We start from the raw sequence: 18,999 nt of genomic DNA, 5'->3' as shown, positions 1-18,999 counted from the left end.
AGCCTGTAGTATAGTCCAGATGCGTGCATCCGTCGCCAGCGTTTCAGAAGGCACGTTGCTCGGTCAATGCGTGGGAGAGGTTAGGCGGCGTCCATCTTTGGATTGTCGATGCAGGCGGGAGCCTGGTGGACCTGGAAGCGGTTCTTGCCGTCGCTTTTCGCCTTGTAGAGCGCGGCGTCGGCGCAAACGAAGATGTCAGAACGCAGCGATGCGTCGTGGAAGGCAACCCCGACGGATGCGCCGACATCCATTTTGGCGCCGTTCCGTTCGATAGAGCGGCTGAGGCGCCGAACGACTGTCCCGGCGAGCGCGGCGACGCTTTCGACACTGTCGTAGCCGCTGACGAGAACCGCGAACTCATCGCCGCCAATCCGTGCCACGAGGTCTGCCCCCGCGCACGCTGCGAGCAACCGTTCTGCCGTTTCCTTGAGGCAATCGTCGCCCGCCTGGTGGCCGAAGGTGTCGTTAATGCCCTTGAAGCCGTCGAGGTCGATCAGAAGCAGGGCAGCGGCATTGCCGCCAACGGAGCGCAGAGGCAGGCGCTGCAGCGCGGTCTGAAACTGCGCGCGGTTCGGCAGGCCGGTCAGGATGTCGAATTCCGCCAGATAGCGGATCTGATCGTACATCATCTTTTCAGCCGTGATGTCGAGTTTCATGCCGAAGATCCGGACGGGGACATCGTCTTCACACTCAACGGTCGCGGTGATGCGAATCCAACGCGTATGGCCCTTGGGCGTGAGGATCTCGGCATCGAGCGTAAATCCGGTCCGCTCCTCGATCGCTCGGCCGCGGAGACGAATAAGCTCGGAAAGCGATTCTCTAGAGTAGCATTTCAGGATCTCGGCGCGGTCGAGATTCGCCTCATGTGGCAGGTCGAAGAGATCGTAGACCATCTTGGTCCAGACAAGCTGATTGTCGGGTAGGCTGCATTCCCATACGCCAATCCGTGCGGCCTCGGACGAGCGATCGAATATCTTCCGGCTGTGCGCGAGGGCGACCGCCTGCTGTTCGAGCTGCCGCTCCTTGTCCGCGAGTTGGCGTTCCAGCGCCGCCACGGCAGCCTCGCTGCTACCTCGGGATGACGCCATCGGGTCTGCGATTTTGACGAAAGCAGCGAAGAAACTCATACCCGGTCCGACGTTGGATGGCTCAATCTTACAATCGTTGGAATGACTTAAGATTTCGTTTTTGTACAGCATGCGGCAACTTGTGTTGTCGAGGGCGGCTATGTCCAAATTGTGACAGCTGCGTGTCGGGCCAGCGTCTTGTCCTTGGCCTGGATAGGTGCTGTCCGGGCTCGGTTTCGGGAGTTGGGGGCGGCAGTCGCGATCCGGGTAAGCTTTCGTTCACCGTTCATCGTTAAATTTCGGCTCAAGTTTTAGATCCCTGCCGTTCCTCGGAAGCGATGAGAGTATGGCGTTTGTTCCCATTCTTCGGCAATACGTATTGCCCGTGCTGCTATCGACAGCCCTGGTGACGTGTTCCACCGATGGCCTTATTCCGCCCGGCGAGGTGGACAATGGAACACGGGTGGGATCGATCTCTCCGGCAAGCCGCCGCGCACCTGTGCCGCAAATGCAGACAGCGCCGAGCGAGCAGGCCTATCCGGCCGCAAACGCGCCTGTCAGCGATGCCGCAGGATCGGTGGATTATCTCAACACCCCCAATCTTGCTGGAACAGGTGAGAGCCGCAGTGGCAGCCAGACGCTACGAGCATCCGCGCAGCCCGGGCGACTGCCAATGATCGACAGCGACGAGGCGATGGCGGGCGCGCAGGGCGCTGCCGGCTCACTTCGAAACCAGCCTTCGACCTGGGGCGGAACGCAGCCACTTTCCGTGCCTACCGGTGGCGTCAATATGGATGCTGAACTGGGGGCGGAGCCTGTCGTCGGTCTGGCAGAGGAGCAACAGCAGCAGATCGCCGAGGGCCAGTCCGACCAGCCCGTTGTCGATGGCATCGGCACCGAAAATCCGACCCAGCTTAACAGCGCGCGGATCCCTGCGCCCGCGGCGCAGGCGCAGATGGGTAACGCACCTGTCTGGAATGACGGAAGGCGGGTGGTTGCGCCGGCGCGCGTGCCCGAAGAGAACGAGGTCGCCATGTTGCGACCGAGCAACCCGACCGCGCCGATGATGAGCGAACCGGTCGCGCCCGCTGATCCGAGCGTAATGCCAGCCTCGGAGCTTGCCTGTCGCCGTGAGTTGAAGCGGATGGGTGTCGTCTATACCGAGAAGCCGCCGATCTCAAACGGGCCGGCCTGCCAGGTGCCGTACCCGATCTCATTGCAGGGCCTGTCAGGCAATATCGGCGTCCGGCCGGCGGTGACGCTGAATTGCCAGGTGACGCTCGCCTTCGCCAAATGGGTCAAGAACGAGCTCGCGCCTTCCGCCCGCTTTCGCTACTGGTCCGGTATCAAGACCATCCAGCCCCTCGGCGGATATAGCTGCCGCCGCATGAACAACAGCCGGCAGCGCTACAATCCGATGTCCGAGCACGCTCACGGCAACGCAATCGATGTCGGCAAGTTTGTCCTGAAGAGCGGTCACGCGATCGACGTGCGCAAGAAGGGGTTGTTCTCTTTCCGGGAGGGCAGGCTGCTGCAGGCCGTGCGCAGCGACAGCTGCAAGTACTTCAACACGGTGCTCGGACCGGGCAGCAATCCAGAGCATTGGAACCATTTTCACTTCGATCTGCGCGCACGCCAAAGCGGTAGGGTCTACTGCGATTGAAAAGGAAAGGCCGGCCCGAGAGCCGGCCCCCAATGCGAACGCGGCGCGGGCGACGGCCGCCCAGCCGGATCCTGTCATCTCATGTCATCATAGGTAATACGCTCTACTGTATGTCGAGGAAGCAAAGGAGCGTAACGAGATCGCTCGGACGGCGGCTCCGCAAGGGGTGCGGCGGGACGGAGAGCGCTTGCCTGCCTCGCCGTCTTTATGGATCAGAAATATCACCGTCTGATGACATCTGCTGCTTTGGGGTTCGCTGAAGGCGCGAAGGATCTTTTCTTCCCGCGCGCCTTTTCACGCAAGTGAATACTCTGTTCACCTGTGTTGGGATGTCAAAACTACTCAAAGCGGATATATAGCGCCCCAGCAACTCCCGCCGCAGATGTCAGAAGAGTTCATGGCCCCCATCATTTCCATCCGAAATCTCACCAAGACCTACGCCAACGGATTTCAAGCGCTCAAGGGCATTGATCTCGATGTCGAGAGGGGGGAGATTTTAGCCTTGCTCGGGCCGAACGGGGCGGGCAAGACAACTATGATCTCAATCGTCTGCGGTATCACGAATCCGACCGGTGGCACGGTCACGGTCGATGGCCATGACGTGGTGAAGGAGTTCCGGGCGACGCGCTCGATGATTGGCCTTGTTCCCCAGGAACTTACCACGGACCAGTTCGAGACCGTGTGGAATACCGTCAGCTTCTCCCGCGGGCTGCACGGCAAGCGGCCCAATCCCGGGCATATCGATAAGGTGCTCCGCGATCTGTCGCTGTGGGACAAGAAAGACAATATGCTGCGGCAGCTGTCCGGTGGCATGAAGCGGCGCGTGCTCATTGCCAAGGCACTGTCGCATGAACCGCAAATCCTCTTCCTCGACGAGCCGACCGCGGGCGTGGATGTGACGCTGCGCAAGGACATGTGGCATGTCGTGGAGAAGCTGCGACGCTCAGGCGTCACGATCATCCTGACGACACACTACATCGAAGAGGCGGAAGAGATTGCCGATCGTGTCGGCGTCATCAACGGCGGGGAGCTGCTTTTGGTGGAAGACAAGACGGCGCTGATGGCCAAGCTTGGCCGCAAGCAGCTCATTCTCGAATTGACCGAGCCATTGCAGGCGTTGCCGGATCGGTTTGCCGGCAACGGCCTCTCGCTCGTCGCAGGCGGCACCCGCCTGATCTACGATTTCGATGCAGAGAAAGAACAGGAAAGCGTTGCCACGTTGCTGACCCGGCTCAGCGAGCACAACATTCACTTCAAGGATCTTTCGACGCAGCAGAGCTCGCTGGAAGACATCTTCGTGGCGCTCGTGGGAGGATCGAAATGAACGTCGAAGCCATCAAGTCCATCTATTTCTTCGAAATGGCGCGCACGCGCCGGACGCTTCTGCAAAGCGTCGTGTCGCCGGTGATCTCGACGTCGCTCTATTTCATCGTTTTCGGCGCGGCGATCGGCTCGCGGATCCAGGAAGTGGAGGGGGTATCCTACGGCGCGTTCATCACGCCCGGCCTGATCATGCTGACGCTGCTTGGCCAATGCATCAGCAACGGGTCGTTCGGCATCTACTTTCCGAAGTTTACCGGCACGATCTACGAGGTCTTGTCGGCCCCGGTGGCCACGAGCGAGATCCTGCTTGGCTACGTCGGTGCGGCGGCGACGAAGGGACTGATGATCGGGGTGATCATCCTGCTTACGGCGAATCTATTCGTGGATATCAGGATCCAGCATCCTGTCATGATGGTTCTGTTCTTCCTGCTGACGGCGATCACCTTTAGCCTTTTCGGATTCATGATCGGCATCTGGGCCGCCAACTTCGAACAGTTGAACCTGATCCCCATGCTGGTCGTGCCGCCCCTGACGTTTCTTGGCGGCAGTTTCTATTCGATCAACATGCTGCCGCCGTTCTGGCAGGCGGTAAGCCACTTCAATCCGGTGCTCTACCTCGTCAGTGGTTTCCGCTGGAGCTTCTTCGGCATTGCCGACGTCAATCCGCTGGTCAGCCTCGGGATGATCTCGCTCTTCCTGCTGATTTGCCTCGGTAGCCTGGGCTGGATCTTCAAGACGGGATACAGGCTGCGGAGCTAGACCGAGGCCATTAGTCTCGCATCCGCAGTTCGTCCGTCTGGATCTGGAGGGAGCCGAGGGTGGAGAGGAAGCTCATGCCGAGCAGGCTCTGGTCGAGCTTGCCGTCCTCAGCGACGCTGGCCGGGACGTTGTGACGAACGATCGGGCCGATCGCGACCTCGGCAAGCGTCACGCGAGCTGCGCGGGCGCGGCCGTTGGCAGTGATTACGCTCATCGAATAATCGAGATTTTCCGGGATGATGCCAACTCGCTTCGCATCCTCGCGGGACAGCGCGATCATGCTGGCGCCGGTATCGACCAGCATGGAAATGCTCTGGCCGTTGACCGTGACATAGGCTTCGTAGTGGCCGTTCAGGACTTTGTGAAGGATCACCTCCTGACCGCCCTCGCTGGTTGTCACGACAACGGCACGCCCCGGCACGAGGCCGGCCAGCAGGCGGTTACCGACGCCAAGCGCTTCCTGGCGATACAGATACACGGTCGCAAGAGCGAGGATCAGCACGAGCCAGATCATGAGGTTGCGCAGTGTCTCGCTCGCGCTCGTGCGCCTCGCCCAGATGCCGGCGGCCAGCATTAGTGCAATAGGAAGCAGATAGACAAAGCGGCCGAAATCATCGGTTCGCATGCCGAAGACGCGGGTCGTGTCGCCGCTGAATAAGAGGACTGCGAGACCGAGGCCAAGGACCGCAAGGACGATCGTCAGACGGTTCATGCACGCTGCTCCGCTGTGGCCTGCTGAGTCGGCTTCGATGGGGTCGTCAGTCCGCATGCGGCAAGCCGCGCGGGCAACAATGTCATCAGACGCCGGCGCTCTTCGTCGGAAAAGGACATCCAACCGCCGATCTCCGGAAGCGTGCGACCGCAACCCGTGCACAGGGCGGTTTCCGGATCAATTGAGCAGACGTGGATGCAAGGTGTTTGCATGCAATCTATATCGAGATTTCAGAAAGCCATGGCAAGGGCGCAGAAGGCGGCGATCTCCGAAATCTGCTGGGTAGCCCCAAGCGTGTCGCCGGTGTGTCCCGTGAGTTTGCGACGGACGATGCGCGTGAAGACCATGGCGGATAAACCGCAGGCGAGAAGGGCGCAGACGAGGGGCAGGAGGCCAAGGCTCGGCCAGAGCAGCAGGGCCGCGAAAAGGCAGGCTGTGGCGAGCGCCATGTGCATCGCACCTTCGCCCGGCTGTCCCGCGGCGGCCGCCACACCATCGGGTTTTGCTGCCGGCAGCCGATGCCAGTGCCAAACGAGCGCGGCGCGGCTGATACAGGCGATCGCCGGAATGGCAAGGGCTGCAGCCATGGGCGGGGCTTCTCGTGCGACAGCGGCGAGTCCCGCCGCGCGAAGCGCAAACGACAGAATCAAGGAGATCGCGCCGTAGGTCCCGATGCGGCTGTCCTTCATGATCGAAAGCGCGTGATCGCGGTGGCGCCCGCCGCCGAGGCCATCGGCGCAGTCGGCGAGGCCATCCTCGTGCAGCGCGCCGGTCAATGCCGCCTGGACGGCAAGCGCGGCGAAGGCCGACATCAGCCGGTCGGCGCGTAGGCCAAGCATGACCAGCAAGACGAGCGCAGGCAGCAGTGCGATGACAATGCCCGCCGCGGGGAAGGCGCGGGAGGCGCGGTCAAGCTTGCCGTTAAAGTCGGCGAAGGCAAAAGACGGCATCGGAATACGGCTGAGGAAGGCAACCGCACGAGCAAGGTCGGCCGCATAGTTTCCGATATTCATTCTGACCCCGACCCCGCGACCATATGCAGCGCTTTAGGTGTTGTTCGCCTCGGCGCCTGCCTTTAAGAGAGTTGCGACGAAAGAAGCTGATTTGCAGCGAAAAGACAAGTTACCGACCAAGACAAGGAAGCCGCATTCATGAGCGTTTCAGGCCTGCCGTTCGACGATTTTCGGGCACTTTTGCGCGATCTGCCGGGACCGGATGCCAGGGCACTTGCTGCCGCGCGCGAGCGCGATGCGCAGTTGACGAAGCCGCCCGGTGCGCTCGGACGGCTTGAGGAAATTGCATTCTGGCTCGCCGCCTGGACGGGCAGGGCGCCTGCAGTGAATCGGCCGCTGGTGGCGATCTTCGCCGGCAACCATGGCGTGACTAGGCAGGGCATCACGCCGTTTCCGCCTGCCGTCACGCAGCAGATGGTCGAGAATTTTGCGGCCGGCGGCGCTGCGATCAATCAGATTTGCGTCGCCTATGACCTCGGGCTGAAAGTCTTCGATCTGGCGCTCGACTATCCGACCGGCGACATTACCGAAGAGCCTGCTTTGTCCGAGCGTGACTGTGCGGCGACCATGGCCTTCGGCATGGAAGCGATCGCTGGCGGTACCGATCTTCTCTGCATCGGTGAGATGGGAATCGGCAACACCACGATCGCAGCGGCGATTAACTACGCCCTTTACGGCGGCACTGCGCGTGATTGGGTTGGTCCGGGCACGGGTTCCGAAGGCGAGATGCTGGAGCGCAAGATCGCAGCCGTTGAGCGGGCCGTTGCGCTCCACAGCGATCATCTGGACGATCCGCTCGAGATCATGCGCCGCCTCGGCGGTCGTGAGATCGCGGCGATGGCGGGAGCGATCCTTGCCGCGCGTGTCGAGAAGATTCCGGTATTGATCGACGGCTACGTCGCAACGGCAGCCGGCGCCATCCTCAAGGCTGCCAATCCTTCGGCGCTCGATCACTGCCTGATCGGCCACGTCTCCGGCGAGCCGGGCCATTTGCGGGCAATCGAAATGCTTGGCAAGACGCCGCTTCTGGCGCTCGGCATGCGGCTCGGCGAGGGGACGGGGGCGGCCCTTGCGGCCGGGATCGTCAAGGCGGCGGCGGCCTGCCATTCCGGCATGGCGACGTTTTCGCAGGCAGGCGTCACCAACAAGCACTGACCTTCAGGTTTGTGACAGGTTGATGACGGAGCCCTTGCCGCGGCGACCGCGAACCGGTATTCGCAATTTCTGACTGGCGGCGACAAGGCCGCCATTGACGGACAACGAGGGCACTTGATGAAACCTGCCGTGACAAAACTCACCGGCATCAGCCACTTTTTTGCAGCCGCCGGCTACTCGCTGGGCGGCTTCAGGCGGTTGATCAGGGAGGCTGCATTCCGGCAAGAACTGCTGTTCTTCGCGTTTTCACTGATCCTCCTGATCGTCGTCGGGGCAACGCTTGCCGAGCTGATGATTGCCGTCGTGCTATTTCTTGCCCTCTTTGCCGTCGAGGCCCTGAACACGGCGATCGAGGAAGTCATCGATAGGATTTCGCCGGAGATTTCCATGGTCGGAAAGCACGCCAAGGATCTCGGCTCCTTCGCCGTCGTCTGCATGATCGTTGCGTGCGGCGTGTTCCTGCTGTTCACGATCGGCAAGCATCTGCTGTTTGGATAGAGGCGCCTGTGGTCGACCAGACGGTCAAGCAAAACTCCGGCGCTTGCGGGAGACCGCCGGCGCATCTTCGACCGCCGGGACAGTCTGGAGCACGCGTTTGGCGGGCAGGATGGCGATGACTTCGGTGCCTTCGCGCAGCTTCGATTTGAGGATGAACTGGCCGTCGTGCTTGGCGAGGATCGCCTGAACGATCGGCAGGCCGAGGCCGGTGCCTTGTTCGGCGCTCTTGATCGCGATCGACCCCTGGCCGAAGGCCGAGAGAACCACGGGGATCTCTTCTTCAGGAATCCCGGGGCCATTGTCCTTGATGGAGATGTATTGGCCCCCGCCGGCGGTCCAGCCGACCTTGACGCGGATTTCGCCGCCTTGCGGGGTGAACTTCACGGCATTGGACAGCAGATTGAGGACGACCTGACGCAGTGATTTCTCATCCGCCCAAACGGCCGGCAATTCGGCCTCGAACTGCGGCGAGATGGTGATGTTCTTGCCGCGTGCGCGTAGCTGCACCATGCCGATGCAATCTTCCGAGATGTTCAGCAGCGAGACGGCTTCCTCGCTCAGCTCGTATTTTCCGGCCTCGATGCGCGAGAGGTCTAGGATCTCGTTGATGAGGTTCAGCAGGTGCTCGCCCGAGCGGTGAATGTCGCTGGTGTATTCCTTGTAGGTGGCGTTGTTCAGCGGCCCCATCACCTCGGCGGACATGACTTCCGAGAAGCCGAGGATCGCATTGAGAGGCGTGCGCAATTCGTGCGACATGGATGCAAGGAAGCGCGACTTTGCGAGGTTTGCTTCTTCCGCACGGCGGCGGGCCTCATCGGACATCGACTTTGCGACTTCCAACTCGGCGATCAGGTCGTCCTTCTCGGCCTGATAGGCGAGGATCCTGAGGTTGGACTGGAACAGCCGGTCGCTGATGTAGTTGAAGAGGATAACCGTCGTGGTGAAGACGGCCGTCAGGCTGATCTCGAGGATTCCACGGGAAAGGCCGGCTTGGGCGATCAGTCCGAGGACGACCGGCGCGAAGGTGATGAGCACCGACGGCGTCAGCATGAAGTTCGACATCGCAGTGATCGAGAGCGCGATCAGCAGCGTGGCCCCCTTGTAGAGCAGGAAACTCGAGGGTTCGCATGCCGTGCAGTCCTGCAGGGCAAACACCGCCCAGCAGCAGCCGACCATGAATTGTCCAAACAGGAGAAGGCGGCGCCATTTGCGGGCCGTCGTCGCGTTGATCTCCTGGCCTCGGGCGCGGCGCGCCAGAAATACGTTGGTCGCATGGGCCGTGAGGGTCAGAAGCGCCCACAGAAAGATTTGGGTGTTTTCGGTGAAGTAGACGCCGAGGGCGGCGATGATCATGACGAAGAGCGGGACGATCGACGCGCCCTGCAGGACCGTATTGATATACATTGCCAGCACGTCGCGATCGAAGTTACCGCTTGCGGCGTGGCTCGACTGGAGGCGCTCTCGCGTCAGCCGCACAGCCTTCGACACTGGCTTGTTGCGGTGGCTGCGTGACTTGTCGACGATGTTCTTGTCGGCCGATGTGCTAACGCCAGTACCCATTGTGCACGTTGAAACTTGATCCGCGGTTGTCTAAACCCTAAAGCGCAATCCTTAAGATGGTGTTAGCCATCTTTGCCAAGGATTTGTTTTTTAAGGAGGCGAAAGCGTGACGCGCGGTTTGCGGGTGATGCGCGACGGCGTGACGGCGCTGGCTCTGCTGGCATTCCTGTGGCTGATTGCAGCCAAGCTGAATGATGACGCGGCAACGGTCTATGCCGGCCAGTTTCATGCGGCTGACGGCGACAGCCTGAACATAGGCGGCGATCGGATGCGGCTATACGGTATCGACGCGCCCGAGCTCAGCCAGACATGCGAGCGTGCGGGCAGCGAATGGGCGTGCGGGCGGGAGGCGAAGCAGGCGTTGCAAGCCCTTGTCAGGGCCGCCGATACGCAGTGCAGGGGAACCGAACGGGACCGTTTCGATCGCCTGCTGGTGGTCTGCCATGCTGGCGGGGCGGATCTCAACGCCACGATGGTGCGCAAGGGCATGGCGGTATCCTACGGAGCGTATGGTGACGAGGAGGCGCGGGCGAGGGCGCAGAAGGTCGGGCTCTGGGCGGGCACCTTCGAGATGCCGCGAAGCGTACGCGACCATGCGCCGCGACCAGTTGCACGGGGTGTCCTGGGGTTGCTCGGATGGTGATTGCAAGAGGTGCGCCGGACGACGCGGCGCTCGATAGTCTTCGGCAGGAGATTGGGGCGTGCCGCATCTGTCGTGACACGCCGCTTGGCGGTGCGAACGCTCGTCTGCCGCACGAGCCGCGGCCGGTTGCAGTGATGTCGTCGAAGGCGAGGATCCTGATCGCGGGGCAGGCGCCCGGCCTCAAGGTTCATGAGAGCGGCATTCCCTTCAATGATGCATCCGGCGACCGGTTGCGCGACTGGCTGAGGGTGGATCGGGAGACGTTCTACGACCCCGACTGTTTCGCCATCGTGCCGATGGGCTTCTGTTTTCCCGGCTATGACTCGAAGGGAAGCGACCTGCCGCCGAGGCGTGAATGTGCGCCGCATTGGCGGAGCAGGGTCATATCGGCTATGCCGCAGATCGAGCTTGTCCTTGCAGTCGGCCAATATGCGCAGGCGTGGCACATGGGCGCGGAGCGCAGCGAGAATATGACGGAGACGGTGCGAGCCTGGCGAACGACGCTGTCGAAGGTCCGCATGCCTGGCATCTTGCCGCTGCCTCATCCGAGCTGGCGCAATACCGGATGGATCAAGCGCAACCCGTGGTTCGAGACGGAGTTGTTGCCTGTGCTGCGAGAGCGGGTTGCCTCATTGCTGCGCTGAAACAAAATTCTTTTAAACTGCCGGAATCACGCTATACAAAGAAAATAAATTCGAAAGGGCTTTTCCGTATGGACCGTCTCGACCGCAAAATCCTGCGCCTGTTGCAGGAGGATTCGACTTTGGCTGTTGCCGATCTCGCCAAGAAGGTCGGGCTGTCCACGACACCCTGCTGGCGGCGCATCCAGAAGATGGAAGAGGATGGCGTGATCAAGCGCCGCGTCGCCATCCTTGACCCGGAAAAGGTCAACACAAAGGTCACGGTTTTTGTCTCGATCCGCACCGCAACACACTCGATCGAGTGGCTGCGGCGTTTTTCGGAAGTCGTTGCCGATTTTCCCGAGGTGGTCGAGTTCTATCGCATGAGCGGCGACGTGGACTACCTTCTGCGGGTGGTCGTGCCTGACATTGCCGCCTATGACGCCTTCTACAAGCGGATGATCGCAAAGATCGAGATTCGCGACGTGTCTTCCGCCTTCGCGATGGAGCAGATCAAGTATTCGACGCAGTTGCCGCTCGATTACATGATCCTCGACAACGCGAAGTCGAACGAGGACTGATACGAGAGCCGCGGCAGTTGCTAGTCGCTCTGCCGCAGGTTCCTGAGCCGGTCAAACAGAACCGCGAGAACGATCGCGCCGCCGATGAAGGTGCCCTGCCAGAAGGCGTTGATGCCGAGCAGGCCGAGGCTGTTGCGGATGACCTCGATCAACGCGGCGCCGACAATGGCGCCGAAGGCGGTGCCGACGCCACCTGCAAGATTGGCGCCGCCGATGACGGCTGCGGCGATGACCTGCAGTTCCATCCCTGCACCGATGTTCGTGGTTACGGCACCCAGCCATCCGGTCTGGATGATGCCGGCGACACCGGCTGATAGAGCCGAGATCATATAGACCGCGACTTTGATCTTCCTGACAGGCACGCCCGTCAGCGTGGCTGCATGCTCGTTTCCACCAATCGCGAAGACATAACGGCCGAAGCGCGTCCAGCGCAGCACGAAGCCGGTCAGCAGCGCCAGCACGGCCATGTAAAGGACCGGATTGGCGATGCCGAGCCATGCGCCGCCGCCAAGCGCTAGCAGCTTGTCGTGATCCGGGCCGAACTGGAAGACGACGGTATTGTTGGAGGCCACCATTGCGAGGCTGCGGGCAATTGACAGCATGCCAAGGGTGACGACGAACGGCGGGAATCCGAGATAGGCAATCAACAGGCCGTTGAAGGCGCCGACCACCAGCGCCGTGCCGATCGAGGCCGCAATGCCGGTCCCGATCCCATAGCCGGCATGCATCGTAACCGCCAACACCATACTGCAGAGGCAAAGAACCGACCCAACGGACAGATCGATGCCTCCGGTGATGATGACCAGCGTCATGCCGAGAGCAATGATGGCGACAAAGGTGACGTTGCGGGTGATGTTGTAGAGATTGGTGGGGGTGGCGAAGGAGCTCGTGGCGAAGGACAGGAAGATGCAGGCGATGATGACGGCGACGAGGACCCAGAAGGTCTGGCTCGCGAACACGGACGAGAACCAGTTGCGCTGCCTTTGCGCTATCGTCTGATCGAGGGTTATTGCCATGGTCGACCTTCACTTACGTTAGGGAGCGGCTGCCAGTCACACCTGTTCGATTGCGCCTGTTATGAGCCCGGTGACTTCCTCCGGCGAACTCGCCGTTATCGGCTTGTCGGCAACCTTGCGCCCGCGCCGCATGACGATCACCCGATCGGCGACCGAGAAAACGTCAGGCATGCGGTGGCTGATGAGAATGACCGCGATGCCGCGATCGCGCAGTTGACGGATGTGAGCAAGAACCTCGGCAACCTGGCGAACCGAGATGGCGGCGGTAGGCTCGTCCATGAGCACGAGCTTCGCTTCCGCCAGCATGGTGCGAGCGATTGCGACGGCCTGGCGCTGACCACCCGACATCTGCTTCACCAGATCTCGCGGCCGCGTCTCCGATTTCAGTTCCTTGAAGATTTCGCCGGCGCGCTTGTACATCGTCTTGTAATCGAGAATGCGCATGGGGCCGTAACCACGGCGCATCTCGCGGCCGAGGAACACGTTCGCTGCGGCCGTCAGATTGTTGCAGAGCGCCAGGTCCTGGTGGACGATCTCGATGCCCCGCTGCCGGGCCTCGACTGGTCGATGCAGAATGAGGTCGTTGCCGTCGAGCCGCATCGTTCCATGGCTCGGACGGAAATTGCCCGCGATCATTTTCACGAGCGTCGATTTGCCGGCGCCGTTATCGCCCATCAATCCGACGACTTCTCCCGCTTCCAGTAAAAACGAAACGTCGTTGACCGCCTGTATGGCGCCGAAATGTTTGGAGATGTTGGCGAGCTCAAGAACTGCCACCAGCCGTCTAGCCTCCCAAAGCGCGACCCTTTCTTGGGGCCGCTGATTCGCTCGCCAGTTTCCTCCCTGCGAGCGCTTACAACATTTACCCAGAACCGTGCGAAACCGTCAATCGGATGCTGCTAATTTACCGTCTTTGTTACAATTACTCGTTTCATACTACAATTCGATTGACGCGCGGAGGTCTCTGTATATTAGCTGTTGACGGAGGAGAGCATGCTGATCCTTGTCACCGGTGCAACGGGCAAGGTCGGGCAGCGCTTCATCGGGGGGCTGCTCGACGATCCGCGATTTTCCAAGGCGCGCATTCGCGCGCTTTGTCATAATCGCTTGTGCCCGGAAAACGAGCGCGTCGAAGCTGTGCGAGGCTCAATCAGCGATCGAGGGGCCGTGTCGAATGCGCTTGCCGGCGTCACGCATGTCGTGCATCTCGCGACATGCAAGGAAACGCCTGAAGATGTCATGGACGTCACCGTCAAGGGACTTTTCTGGCTGCTCGAGGGCTTCAGGACGAGCGCTACTGCGCGCCAATTCATTCTTATCGGCGGCGATGCAGGGATAGGGCACTTTTTCTATCGCCATGAAGCGCCAATCACAGAGGCTACGCCTCACCAGGCCTATCCCGGCTGCTATGCGCTGTCGAAGGTGCTGGAAGAGGTGATGCTGGAGCAGTTCCAGATACAGTATGGCATAAACGGCTGCTGCTTGCGCGCGCCCTGGATCATGGAGAAGGACGACTTCAAGTTCACCTTGTCGTTCGGCGACGATGTTTTCGGCGGGCCGGACTGGAAGACACTCGTGCCGCGGGCTGATGCGGAGCGCTATCAGCGGGAGCGGACGGTGCCGTTGTTGCGCGATGCCGACGGCAGGCCGCTGAAGCGCAATTTCGTTCACGTTGACGATCTGGTTTCGGCGATCCTCGCGTCGCTCGACAATCCGCGCGCGCGAGGTCAGCTGTTCAACATCTGCATGGACCGACCTGTCGACTACGGCGAGGTTGCCGCCCACCTTTCGCGGACGCGCGGCCTCGGTGCGGTCGATATACCGAGCCAGTTCCATTCCAACTGGATGGACAACAGCAAGGCGAAATACCTGCTCGAATGGCGGCCCGTCTACGATCTGGAAATGCTAATCGACTCGGCCTGGGGGTATGTGCGTTTGGAGGAGGATCCTCGCATCGTCTGGTATCCGGGTTGATCATGTGGCGGACGATGGCGTCCGCCATTTTTTCAATGGGAGGAAGCTATGAGGAAGGCATTATTGCTTACAGCCGCGGTGCTGGCGCTGACGGCGGGACAAGCGCTGGCGGCCAAGAAACAGTTGGTCATCGTTGTGAAAGGCCTCGACAACCCGTTCTTCGAGGCAATCAACCAAGGCTGCCAGAAGTGGAACAAGGAAAACGCCAGCTCCGAATACGAGTGCTTCTACACTGGCCCTGCATCGACTTCGGATGAAGCCGGCGAAGCGCAAATCGTTCAGGACGTGTTGGGCAAGGCGGAAACGGTGGCCATCGCCATTTCTCCGTCGAACGCCAAACTGATCGCTCAGACGCTGAAGACGGCAAATCCCAAGGTTCCCGTGATGACGCTCGACGCCGACCTTGCGGCGGAAGATTCAGCACTGCGCAAGACCTATCTCGGCACCGATAACTATCTGATGGGCGCGCGCATCGGCGAGTACATCAAGAAGGCCAAGCCGCAGGGCGGCAAGATCTGCACGATCGAAGGCAACCCGGGTGCCGACAACATTCTGCGGCGCGCGCAGGGGATGCGTGACACCCTGACCGGCCAGAAAGGCCTGACCGCGCTGAAAGGCGAGGGCGGGTGGACCGAAGTTGCCGGTTGCCCGGTCTTCACGAACGACGATGGCGCCAAAGGCGTTCAGGCCATGACCGACATTCTCCAGGCAAACCCCGATCTCGATGCTTTCGGGATTATGGGCGGCTGGCCGCTGTTCGGCGCGCCGCAGCCCTATCGCGACCTGTTCAAGCCGATGGCCGAAAAGATCGGCAAGAACGAGTTCGTGATCGGTGCGGCCGACACGATCGGTGATGAAGTCGCGATCGCCAAGGAAGGTCTCGTCACCGCTCTTGTCGGCCAGCGGCCGTTCGAAATGGGCTACAAGGCACCGTCAGTGATGATGGACCTGATCGCCGGCAAGACGGTCCCGGATCCAGTCTTCACCGGCCTCGATGAGTGCACCAAGGATACGGTCGATACCTGCATCCAGAAATAGTGGGGGGAAGGACGGCGGGCGGATACCATCATCCGCTCGCTGTCTTTTACAGCGATTATCGCGTTGCCGACTTTCGCTCGAGCCTCGCGATGACCTTCTCGCTTTTGAGTTCCCGGACGGTGTCCTTGCCGATCCAGCGCGCGGTCCGGTCGTCGGATGCGGCAAGTCGTTCCGCGACTGTGCATGCGCGAGCATGGCAATGCAGGTTGCGTTTGCCGATGTTTCGCAGCGCCCAGTTCACCGCCTTGCGTACGAAATTGCGCGGGTCGCGAGCGTGCGCGTCTATGAGTGGAAGCCAGGCAAGGATCGTGTCGTCCGGCTCATTCTTCAGATGCACGGCTGCGCTGGCAATCATCGCAAAGGCAGTTCGCCGAACGAACTCGCGATCGTCGGCTGCGAATTCAGGTATGAGCGCCTTGAGACCAGCCTTGACGTAGAGGTCTGCCGCCGTATCGACGATTTCCCACGAGTGAAAGTCATCGGACCATGTTCTGGCGAGGTCTGCCGTGAGCTTCTGCGGTTCGGCCGTATAGAGCGCTAGCAGGCGCGCTTCGCGGATGTTGCCTTGCCACAACTCCAGCGCACGGCCGTTACTTTGCTTCACCGTTCGGGCGATCTTTCGGAGATCCGGATTGGAGATGCCGAGCGCCGTTTCGGTGACGATGCCGAAACGGGCCATGCCTGATATGCTTTCCTCCGAGCGCAGCGTTTGCAGATGCGCAATCAGCTCCGCGCTGCTGGAGGAGGGACCGATCATTTTTCGAGACGGGCCAGGAGCGAGGACGTATCCCAGCGATTGCCGCCCATGGCCTGGACGTCACCATAGAATTGGTCGACCAAGGCCGTCACCGGCAGCTTCGCGCCGTTGCGGCGTGCCTCGTTGAGCACGATCCCGAGATCCTTGCGCATCCAGTCGATGGCAAAGCCGAAGTCGTACTTGCCTGCATTCATCGTTTTGTGCCGGTTCTCCATCTGCCAGGAGCCGGCAGCACCCTTGGAGATAACCTCGACGACCTTCTCGATGTCGAGGCCGGCGCGCTTGCCGAAGTGAATGCCCTCCGCGAGCCCTTGGACGAGGCCGGCGATGCAGATCTGGTTGATCATCTTGGTCAGCTGACCGGCACCCGCCGGTCCCATGAGGCCGACCATCCGGGCGTAGGCATCGATCACCGGCTTTGCCTTGTCAAAGATGGCCTCGTCACCACCGCACATGACGGTCAAGACGCCGTTCTCGGCGCCGGCCTGTCCACCCGATACCGGGGCATCGATAAAGGCGCAGCCCTTGTCTTTCGCGGCGGCATCGAGCTCGCGGGCAACTTCCGCGCTCGCGGTCGTGTTGTCGATCAGGATTGAACCCGGCTTCATCGTCTTGAGAACGCCGTCCTCGCCTATTGTCACCGAACGGAGATCATCGTCGTTGCCGACGCAGGTAAAGACGAAATCCGCATCCTTGGCCGCTTCGGCGGGTGTTGGGGCCGATTTGCCGCCGAACTTCTCCGCCCAGGCCGCCGCCTTCGATGCAGTCCGGTTATAGACGGTAACGTCATGGCCGCCCTTCACCTTGAGATGGCCAGCCATGGGAAACCCCATTACGCCAAGACCGATGAATGCGACTTTTGCCATGTTCCAATCCTCTCCTGAATGCCGGGCATGAGGATTAGCGGAAAGCACGGCGCGCGGAAAGCCGTCGAAGTGCGGGTTGCATCGTGGCGGAAAAATTTTCTCCGAAAGCGGCAATTGCCGGTTCGGATAATCCGGCGAGCCTCGAAAGAAAATAATTACAAATGTCGATCGATTTGATGGGTTTTGTCAAGATTGCAACGAGACACTGGAGCGCCGAGAGCGGCTGACTTCCGGAAAGGGAAGACGATGATTTTACGACGTCAAACACTGGGGCATTTCGGCATGGCACCGTCCTGAACACCGACGACGGGCGCCTTGCACGCAAAGCAAAGCTAATTCAATTCCGACTAGAAGGCATCATTTCCATGACCGGCAAACACGATCCCATCAATTTCCTCTGGTTCATCCCGACCTCTGGGGATGGTGCCTATCTCGGTTCGAACGAGCAGACGCGCGCGCCGGAAATCGGTTATCTCACCCAGATTGCCCAGGCGGCTGATCGCCTTGGGTACTCCGGCGTGCTGCTGCCGACGGGCGTTGCCTGTGAAGAATCCTTCGTGACAGCGGCAGCGCTTGCCGCCAAGACCGAGAAGCTGCAGTTTCTGGTGGCAATCCGTCCGGGTACGGCATCACCCGCATACTACGCGCGTCTAACGACGACGTTGGACCGTATTTCGAACGGGCGCCTGCTGCTCAACATCGTCGTCGGCGGCAGTCCGGCGGAGCTTGCCGGCGACGGCATTCATTTGGCGCACGACGAGCGCTATGCCCATGCCGATGAGTTCTTCACGGTCTTCGAAGAGCTGCTCGAAAAGGGTGTCGCGAGCTACGACGGGAAATACATCAAGGCGACGAATGCGAAGCTTGGCTTTCCATCGGTGCAGAACCCGCGGCCGCCCCTGTACTTCGGCGGTTCGTCGGATGCCGGTATCGACTTCTCGGTCGGCCGCGTCGACAAGTACCTGACCTGGGGCGAGCCACCGGCTCAGGTTGCCGAAAAGGTTCAAAAGGTGCGGGCTGCCGCGGCGAACAAGGGGCGCGAGGTCAGCTTCGGCATTCGCCTGCATTTCATCGTCCGCGAAACCGATGAGGTAGCATGGGCAGCGGCCGATCGCCTGATCTCGAAACTCGACGACGAGACGATCCGCGAGGCACAGGAGCGCTTCGTCAAGGAATCCGACTCCGTCGGCCAGCAGCGTATGGCGGCCCTGCACGGTGGCCGGCGCGACAAGCTGGAAGTGTCGCCGAACCTTTGGGCCGGTGTCGGCCTGGTGCGCGCCGGGGCAGGGACAGCACTTGTCGGGTCGCCGAAGACCGTGGCCGCCCGCCTGCGGGAATATCAGGACGTCGGTATCGATACAGTCATCGGATCCGGTTATCCGCATCTCGAGGAGGCCTATCGCGTTGCCGAGCTACTGTTCCCGGAACTCGGGATCACGCGCGAAGAGCAGCGGCACGGCTTCCAGAGCGATTTCGGCAAGCATCAGGTCTTCGGTGGCGGCAGCCATGGCGGAAACCTCAAAGTGGTGTCCGGCTCCTGATGTGGCAACCGGCGCCGTCTGCTGTCCGGCGGCGCTCTTTCATCGACGACGCACCTGCCGACCATGCTCGCCGGATAACTGCGTCGACCGGTGGTGCTGGCTTAGGTACAGCCCGGCCTCTTCCGGCTAGTGCACCAACGCGTTGACTGTGACAATCAGGAGAAAGGCAGCGATAACCAGGGACGCTCCCCAGGCAACCGTGCGATTGGCCCG

General features: G+C 61.0%; 20 protein-coding genes. 11 read left to right on the top strand and 9 right to left on the bottom strand.

The annotated features are described in order from the left end of the window. Positions 1-80 precede the first annotated feature (80 nt). Positions 81-1,127, bottom strand: a complete 1,047-nt coding sequence (locus AC1DE4_RS18620; protein ID WP_192304742.1) for a diguanylate cyclase domain-containing protein — start codon at positions 1,125-1,127, stop codon at positions 81-83. Positions 1,128-1,413: 286 nt separating this feature from the next. Here AC1DE4_RS18620 and AC1DE4_RS18615 point away from each other — a divergent pair, with 286 nt between their 5' ends. From AC1DE4_RS18615 to AC1DE4_RS18605, 3 genes are all read left to right on the top strand, one after another. After that, positions 1,414-2,730, top strand: a complete 1,317-nt coding sequence (locus tag AC1DE4_RS18615) for an extensin-like domain-containing protein (RefSeq protein WP_192240573.1) — start codon at positions 1,414-1,416, stop codon at positions 2,728-2,730. 397 nt (positions 2,731-3,127) lie between these two features. Further along, positions 3,128-4,054: an ABC transporter ATP-binding protein gene (locus AC1DE4_RS18610; RefSeq protein WP_477882433.1), complete on the top strand. Its 927-nt coding sequence runs from the start codon at positions 3,128-3,130 to the stop codon at positions 4,052-4,054. Beyond that, positions 4,051-4,812 carry an ABC transporter permease gene (locus AC1DE4_RS18605; protein WP_477882431.1) on the top strand — a complete coding sequence of 254 codons (762 nt, stop codon included), beginning with the start codon at positions 4,051-4,053 and terminating at the stop codon, positions 4,810-4,812. Before AC1DE4_RS18610 ends, AC1DE4_RS18605 begins: the two co-directional genes overlap by 4 nt. A 10-nt stretch (positions 4,813-4,822) precedes the next feature. Here the strand turns inward: AC1DE4_RS18605 and AC1DE4_RS18600 are convergent, their stop codons facing one another. The 3 genes from AC1DE4_RS18600 to AC1DE4_RS18590 are packed head-to-tail and all read right to left on the bottom strand — an operon-like array spanning position 4,823 to position 6,537. Then, positions 4,823-5,524, bottom strand: a complete 702-nt coding sequence (locus AC1DE4_RS18600; protein WP_477882429.1) for a TIGR02281 family clan AA aspartic protease — start codon at positions 5,522-5,524, stop codon at positions 4,823-4,825. Then, positions 5,521-5,736 (bottom strand): DUF1289 domain-containing protein, encoded by a 216-nt coding sequence (locus tag AC1DE4_RS18595; RefSeq protein WP_477882427.1) that lies wholly within the window; start codon positions 5,734-5,736, stop codon positions 5,521-5,523. The genes AC1DE4_RS18600 and AC1DE4_RS18595 overlap by 4 nt, the downstream gene beginning before the upstream one ends. Before the next feature lie 18 nt (positions 5,737-5,754). Next, complete coding sequence (locus AC1DE4_RS18590) at positions 5,755-6,537, bottom strand: adenosylcobinamide-GDP ribazoletransferase (RefSeq protein ID WP_192304748.1); 783 nt, start codon at positions 6,535-6,537, stop codon at positions 5,755-5,757. Between the two features lie 138 nt (positions 6,538-6,675). Here AC1DE4_RS18590 and cobT point away from each other — a divergent pair, with 138 nt between their 5' ends. Both cobT and AC1DE4_RS18580 read left to right on the top strand, forming a co-directional pair. Continuing rightward, positions 6,676-7,692 carry a nicotinate-nucleotide--dimethylbenzimidazole phosphoribosyltransferase gene (cobT, locus tag AC1DE4_RS18585; protein ID WP_018854782.1) on the top strand — a complete coding sequence of 339 codons (1,017 nt, stop codon included), beginning with the start codon at positions 6,676-6,678 and terminating at the stop codon, positions 7,690-7,692. Between the two features lie 117 nt (positions 7,693-7,809). Then, entirely contained in the window at positions 7,810-8,190 is a 381-nt protein-coding gene (locus AC1DE4_RS18580) for a diacylglycerol kinase (protein WP_018854783.1), read from the top strand. 24 nt (positions 8,191-8,214) lie between these two features. Here AC1DE4_RS18580 and AC1DE4_RS18575 read toward each other — a convergent pair whose 3' ends face one another. Continuing rightward, entirely contained in the window at positions 8,215-9,750 is a 1,536-nt protein-coding gene (locus tag AC1DE4_RS18575; RefSeq protein ID WP_192240576.1) for a sensor histidine kinase, read from the bottom strand. 106 nt (positions 9,751-9,856) lie between these two features. On the opposite strand from AC1DE4_RS18575, the gene AC1DE4_RS18570 reads away from it, so the two are divergent. The 3 genes from AC1DE4_RS18570 (at position 9,857) to AC1DE4_RS18560 (ending at position 11,594) form a co-directional block, all read left to right on the top strand. Continuing rightward, positions 9,857-10,393, top strand: a complete 537-nt coding sequence (locus AC1DE4_RS18570) for a thermonuclease family protein (protein ID WP_169680210.1) — start codon at positions 9,857-9,859, stop codon at positions 10,391-10,393. Then, the gene (locus tag AC1DE4_RS18565) at positions 10,387-11,037 is read left to right on the top strand and encodes a uracil-DNA glycosylase family protein (RefSeq protein WP_169680212.1); all 651 of its coding nucleotides are present in this window, start codon (positions 10,387-10,389) and stop codon (positions 11,035-11,037) included. Before AC1DE4_RS18570 ends, AC1DE4_RS18565 begins: the two co-directional genes overlap by 7 nt. Before the next feature lie 68 nt (positions 11,038-11,105). Further along, a complete protein-coding gene (locus AC1DE4_RS18560) occupies positions 11,106-11,594 on the top strand; it encodes an Lrp/AsnC family transcriptional regulator (protein WP_007533095.1) in 489 nt (162 codons plus the stop codon). Between the two features lie 20 nt (positions 11,595-11,614). Here AC1DE4_RS18560 and AC1DE4_RS18555 read toward each other — a convergent pair whose 3' ends face one another. Together AC1DE4_RS18555 and AC1DE4_RS18550 are read right to left on the bottom strand one after the other, a co-directional pair. Further along, positions 11,615-12,610, bottom strand: a complete 996-nt coding sequence (locus AC1DE4_RS18555) for an ABC transporter permease (RefSeq protein WP_018854787.1) — start codon at positions 12,608-12,610, stop codon at positions 11,615-11,617. A gap of 36 nt (positions 12,611-12,646) precedes the next feature. Then, positions 12,647-13,390, bottom strand: coding sequence for an ATP-binding cassette domain-containing protein (locus AC1DE4_RS18550; protein WP_062371073.1), 744 nt, complete (start codon positions 13,388-13,390; stop codon positions 12,647-12,649). Between the two features lie 213 nt (positions 13,391-13,603). On the opposite strand from AC1DE4_RS18550, the gene AC1DE4_RS18545 reads away from it, so the two are divergent. After that, on the top strand, positions 13,604-14,584 hold the full coding sequence (locus AC1DE4_RS18545) for an NAD-dependent epimerase/dehydratase family protein (protein ID WP_192240579.1): 981 nt from the start codon (positions 13,604-13,606) through the stop codon (positions 14,582-14,584). 48 nt (positions 14,585-14,632) lie between these two features. Next, positions 14,633-15,622 carry a sugar-binding protein gene (locus tag AC1DE4_RS18540; RefSeq protein ID WP_018854790.1) on the top strand — a complete coding sequence of 330 codons (990 nt, stop codon included), beginning with the start codon at positions 14,633-14,635 and terminating at the stop codon, positions 15,620-15,622. Positions 15,623-15,677: 55 nt separating this feature from the next. Here the strand turns inward: AC1DE4_RS18540 and AC1DE4_RS18535 are convergent, their stop codons facing one another. Both AC1DE4_RS18535 and AC1DE4_RS18530 read right to left on the bottom strand, forming a co-directional pair. Further along, positions 15,678-16,379 (bottom strand): DNA alkylation repair protein, encoded by a 702-nt coding sequence (locus AC1DE4_RS18535; RefSeq protein WP_192304752.1) that lies wholly within the window; start codon positions 16,377-16,379, stop codon positions 15,678-15,680. Beyond that, positions 16,376-17,293: an NAD(P)-dependent oxidoreductase gene (locus AC1DE4_RS18530; protein ID WP_312867234.1), complete on the bottom strand. Its 918-nt coding sequence runs from the start codon at positions 17,291-17,293 to the stop codon at positions 16,376-16,378. The genes AC1DE4_RS18535 and AC1DE4_RS18530 overlap by 4 nt, the downstream gene beginning before the upstream one ends. A gap of 317 nt (positions 17,294-17,610) precedes the next feature. Between AC1DE4_RS18530 and ssuD the strand changes: the two genes are divergently transcribed. Then, positions 17,611-18,786, top strand: coding sequence for an FMNH2-dependent alkanesulfonate monooxygenase (ssuD, locus tag AC1DE4_RS18525; RefSeq protein ID WP_192240582.1), 1,176 nt, complete (start codon positions 17,611-17,613; stop codon positions 18,784-18,786). Positions 18,787-18,999: the final 213 nt, after the last annotated feature.

The organism is Rhizobium sp. 10N414 (assembly GCF_056394785.1).
Note: the sequence above shows the minus strand (reverse complement) of the source record. Positions and strands in the feature narration are given on the sequence as shown.

Excerpts from the sequence above, each read along its gene's own strand:
- AC1DE4_RS18565 (WP_169680212.1), top strand. The coding sequence starts at position 10,387 with ATGGTGATTGCAAGAGGTGCGCCGGACGACGCGGCGCTCGATAGTCTT.
- AC1DE4_RS18595 (WP_477882427.1), bottom strand. The coding sequence starts at position 5,736 with ATGCAAACACCTTGCATCCACGTCTGCTCAATTGATCCGGAAACCGCC.
- AC1DE4_RS18560 (WP_007533095.1), top strand. The coding sequence starts at position 11,106 with ATGGACCGTCTCGACCGCAAAATCCTGCGCCTGTTGCAGGAGGATTCG.
- AC1DE4_RS18610 (WP_477882433.1), top strand. The coding sequence starts at position 3,128 with ATGGCCCCCATCATTTCCATCCGAAATCTCACCAAGACCTACGCCAAC.
- AC1DE4_RS18545 (WP_192240579.1), top strand. The coding sequence starts at position 13,604 with ATGCTGATCCTTGTCACCGGTGCAACGGGCAAGGTCGGGCAGCGCTTC.
- AC1DE4_RS18555 (WP_018854787.1), bottom strand. The coding sequence starts at position 12,610 with ATGGCAATAACCCTCGATCAGACGATAGCGCAAAGGCAGCGCAACTGG.
- AC1DE4_RS18615 (WP_192240573.1), top strand. The coding sequence starts at position 1,414 with ATGGCGTTTGTTCCCATTCTTCGGCAATACGTATTGCCCGTGCTGCTA.
- AC1DE4_RS18580 (WP_018854783.1), top strand. The coding sequence starts at position 7,810 with ATGAAACCTGCCGTGACAAAACTCACCGGCATCAGCCACTTTTTTGCA.
- AC1DE4_RS18540 (WP_018854790.1), top strand. The coding sequence starts at position 14,633 with ATGAGGAAGGCATTATTGCTTACAGCCGCGGTGCTGGCGCTGACGGCG.
- AC1DE4_RS18620 (WP_192304742.1), bottom strand. The coding sequence starts at position 1,127 with ATGAGTTTCTTCGCTGCTTTCGTCAAAATCGCAGACCCGATGGCGTCA.
- AC1DE4_RS18535 (WP_192304752.1), bottom strand. The coding sequence starts at position 16,379 with ATGATCGGTCCCTCCTCCAGCAGCGCGGAGCTGATTGCGCATCTGCAA.
- AC1DE4_RS18575 (WP_192240576.1), bottom strand. The coding sequence starts at position 9,750 with ATGGGTACTGGCGTTAGCACATCGGCCGACAAGAACATCGTCGACAAG.
- AC1DE4_RS18605 (WP_477882431.1), top strand. The coding sequence starts at position 4,051 with ATGAACGTCGAAGCCATCAAGTCCATCTATTTCTTCGAAATGGCGCGC.
- cobT (WP_018854782.1), top strand. The coding sequence starts at position 6,676 with ATGAGCGTTTCAGGCCTGCCGTTCGACGATTTTCGGGCACTTTTGCGC.
- AC1DE4_RS18590 (WP_192304748.1), bottom strand. The coding sequence starts at position 6,537 with ATGAATATCGGAAACTATGCGGCCGACCTTGCTCGTGCGGTTGCCTTC.
- ssuD (WP_192240582.1), top strand. The coding sequence starts at position 17,611 with ATGACCGGCAAACACGATCCCATCAATTTCCTCTGGTTCATCCCGACC.
- AC1DE4_RS18600 (WP_477882429.1), bottom strand. The coding sequence starts at position 5,524 with ATGAACCGTCTGACGATCGTCCTTGCGGTCCTTGGCCTCGGTCTCGCA.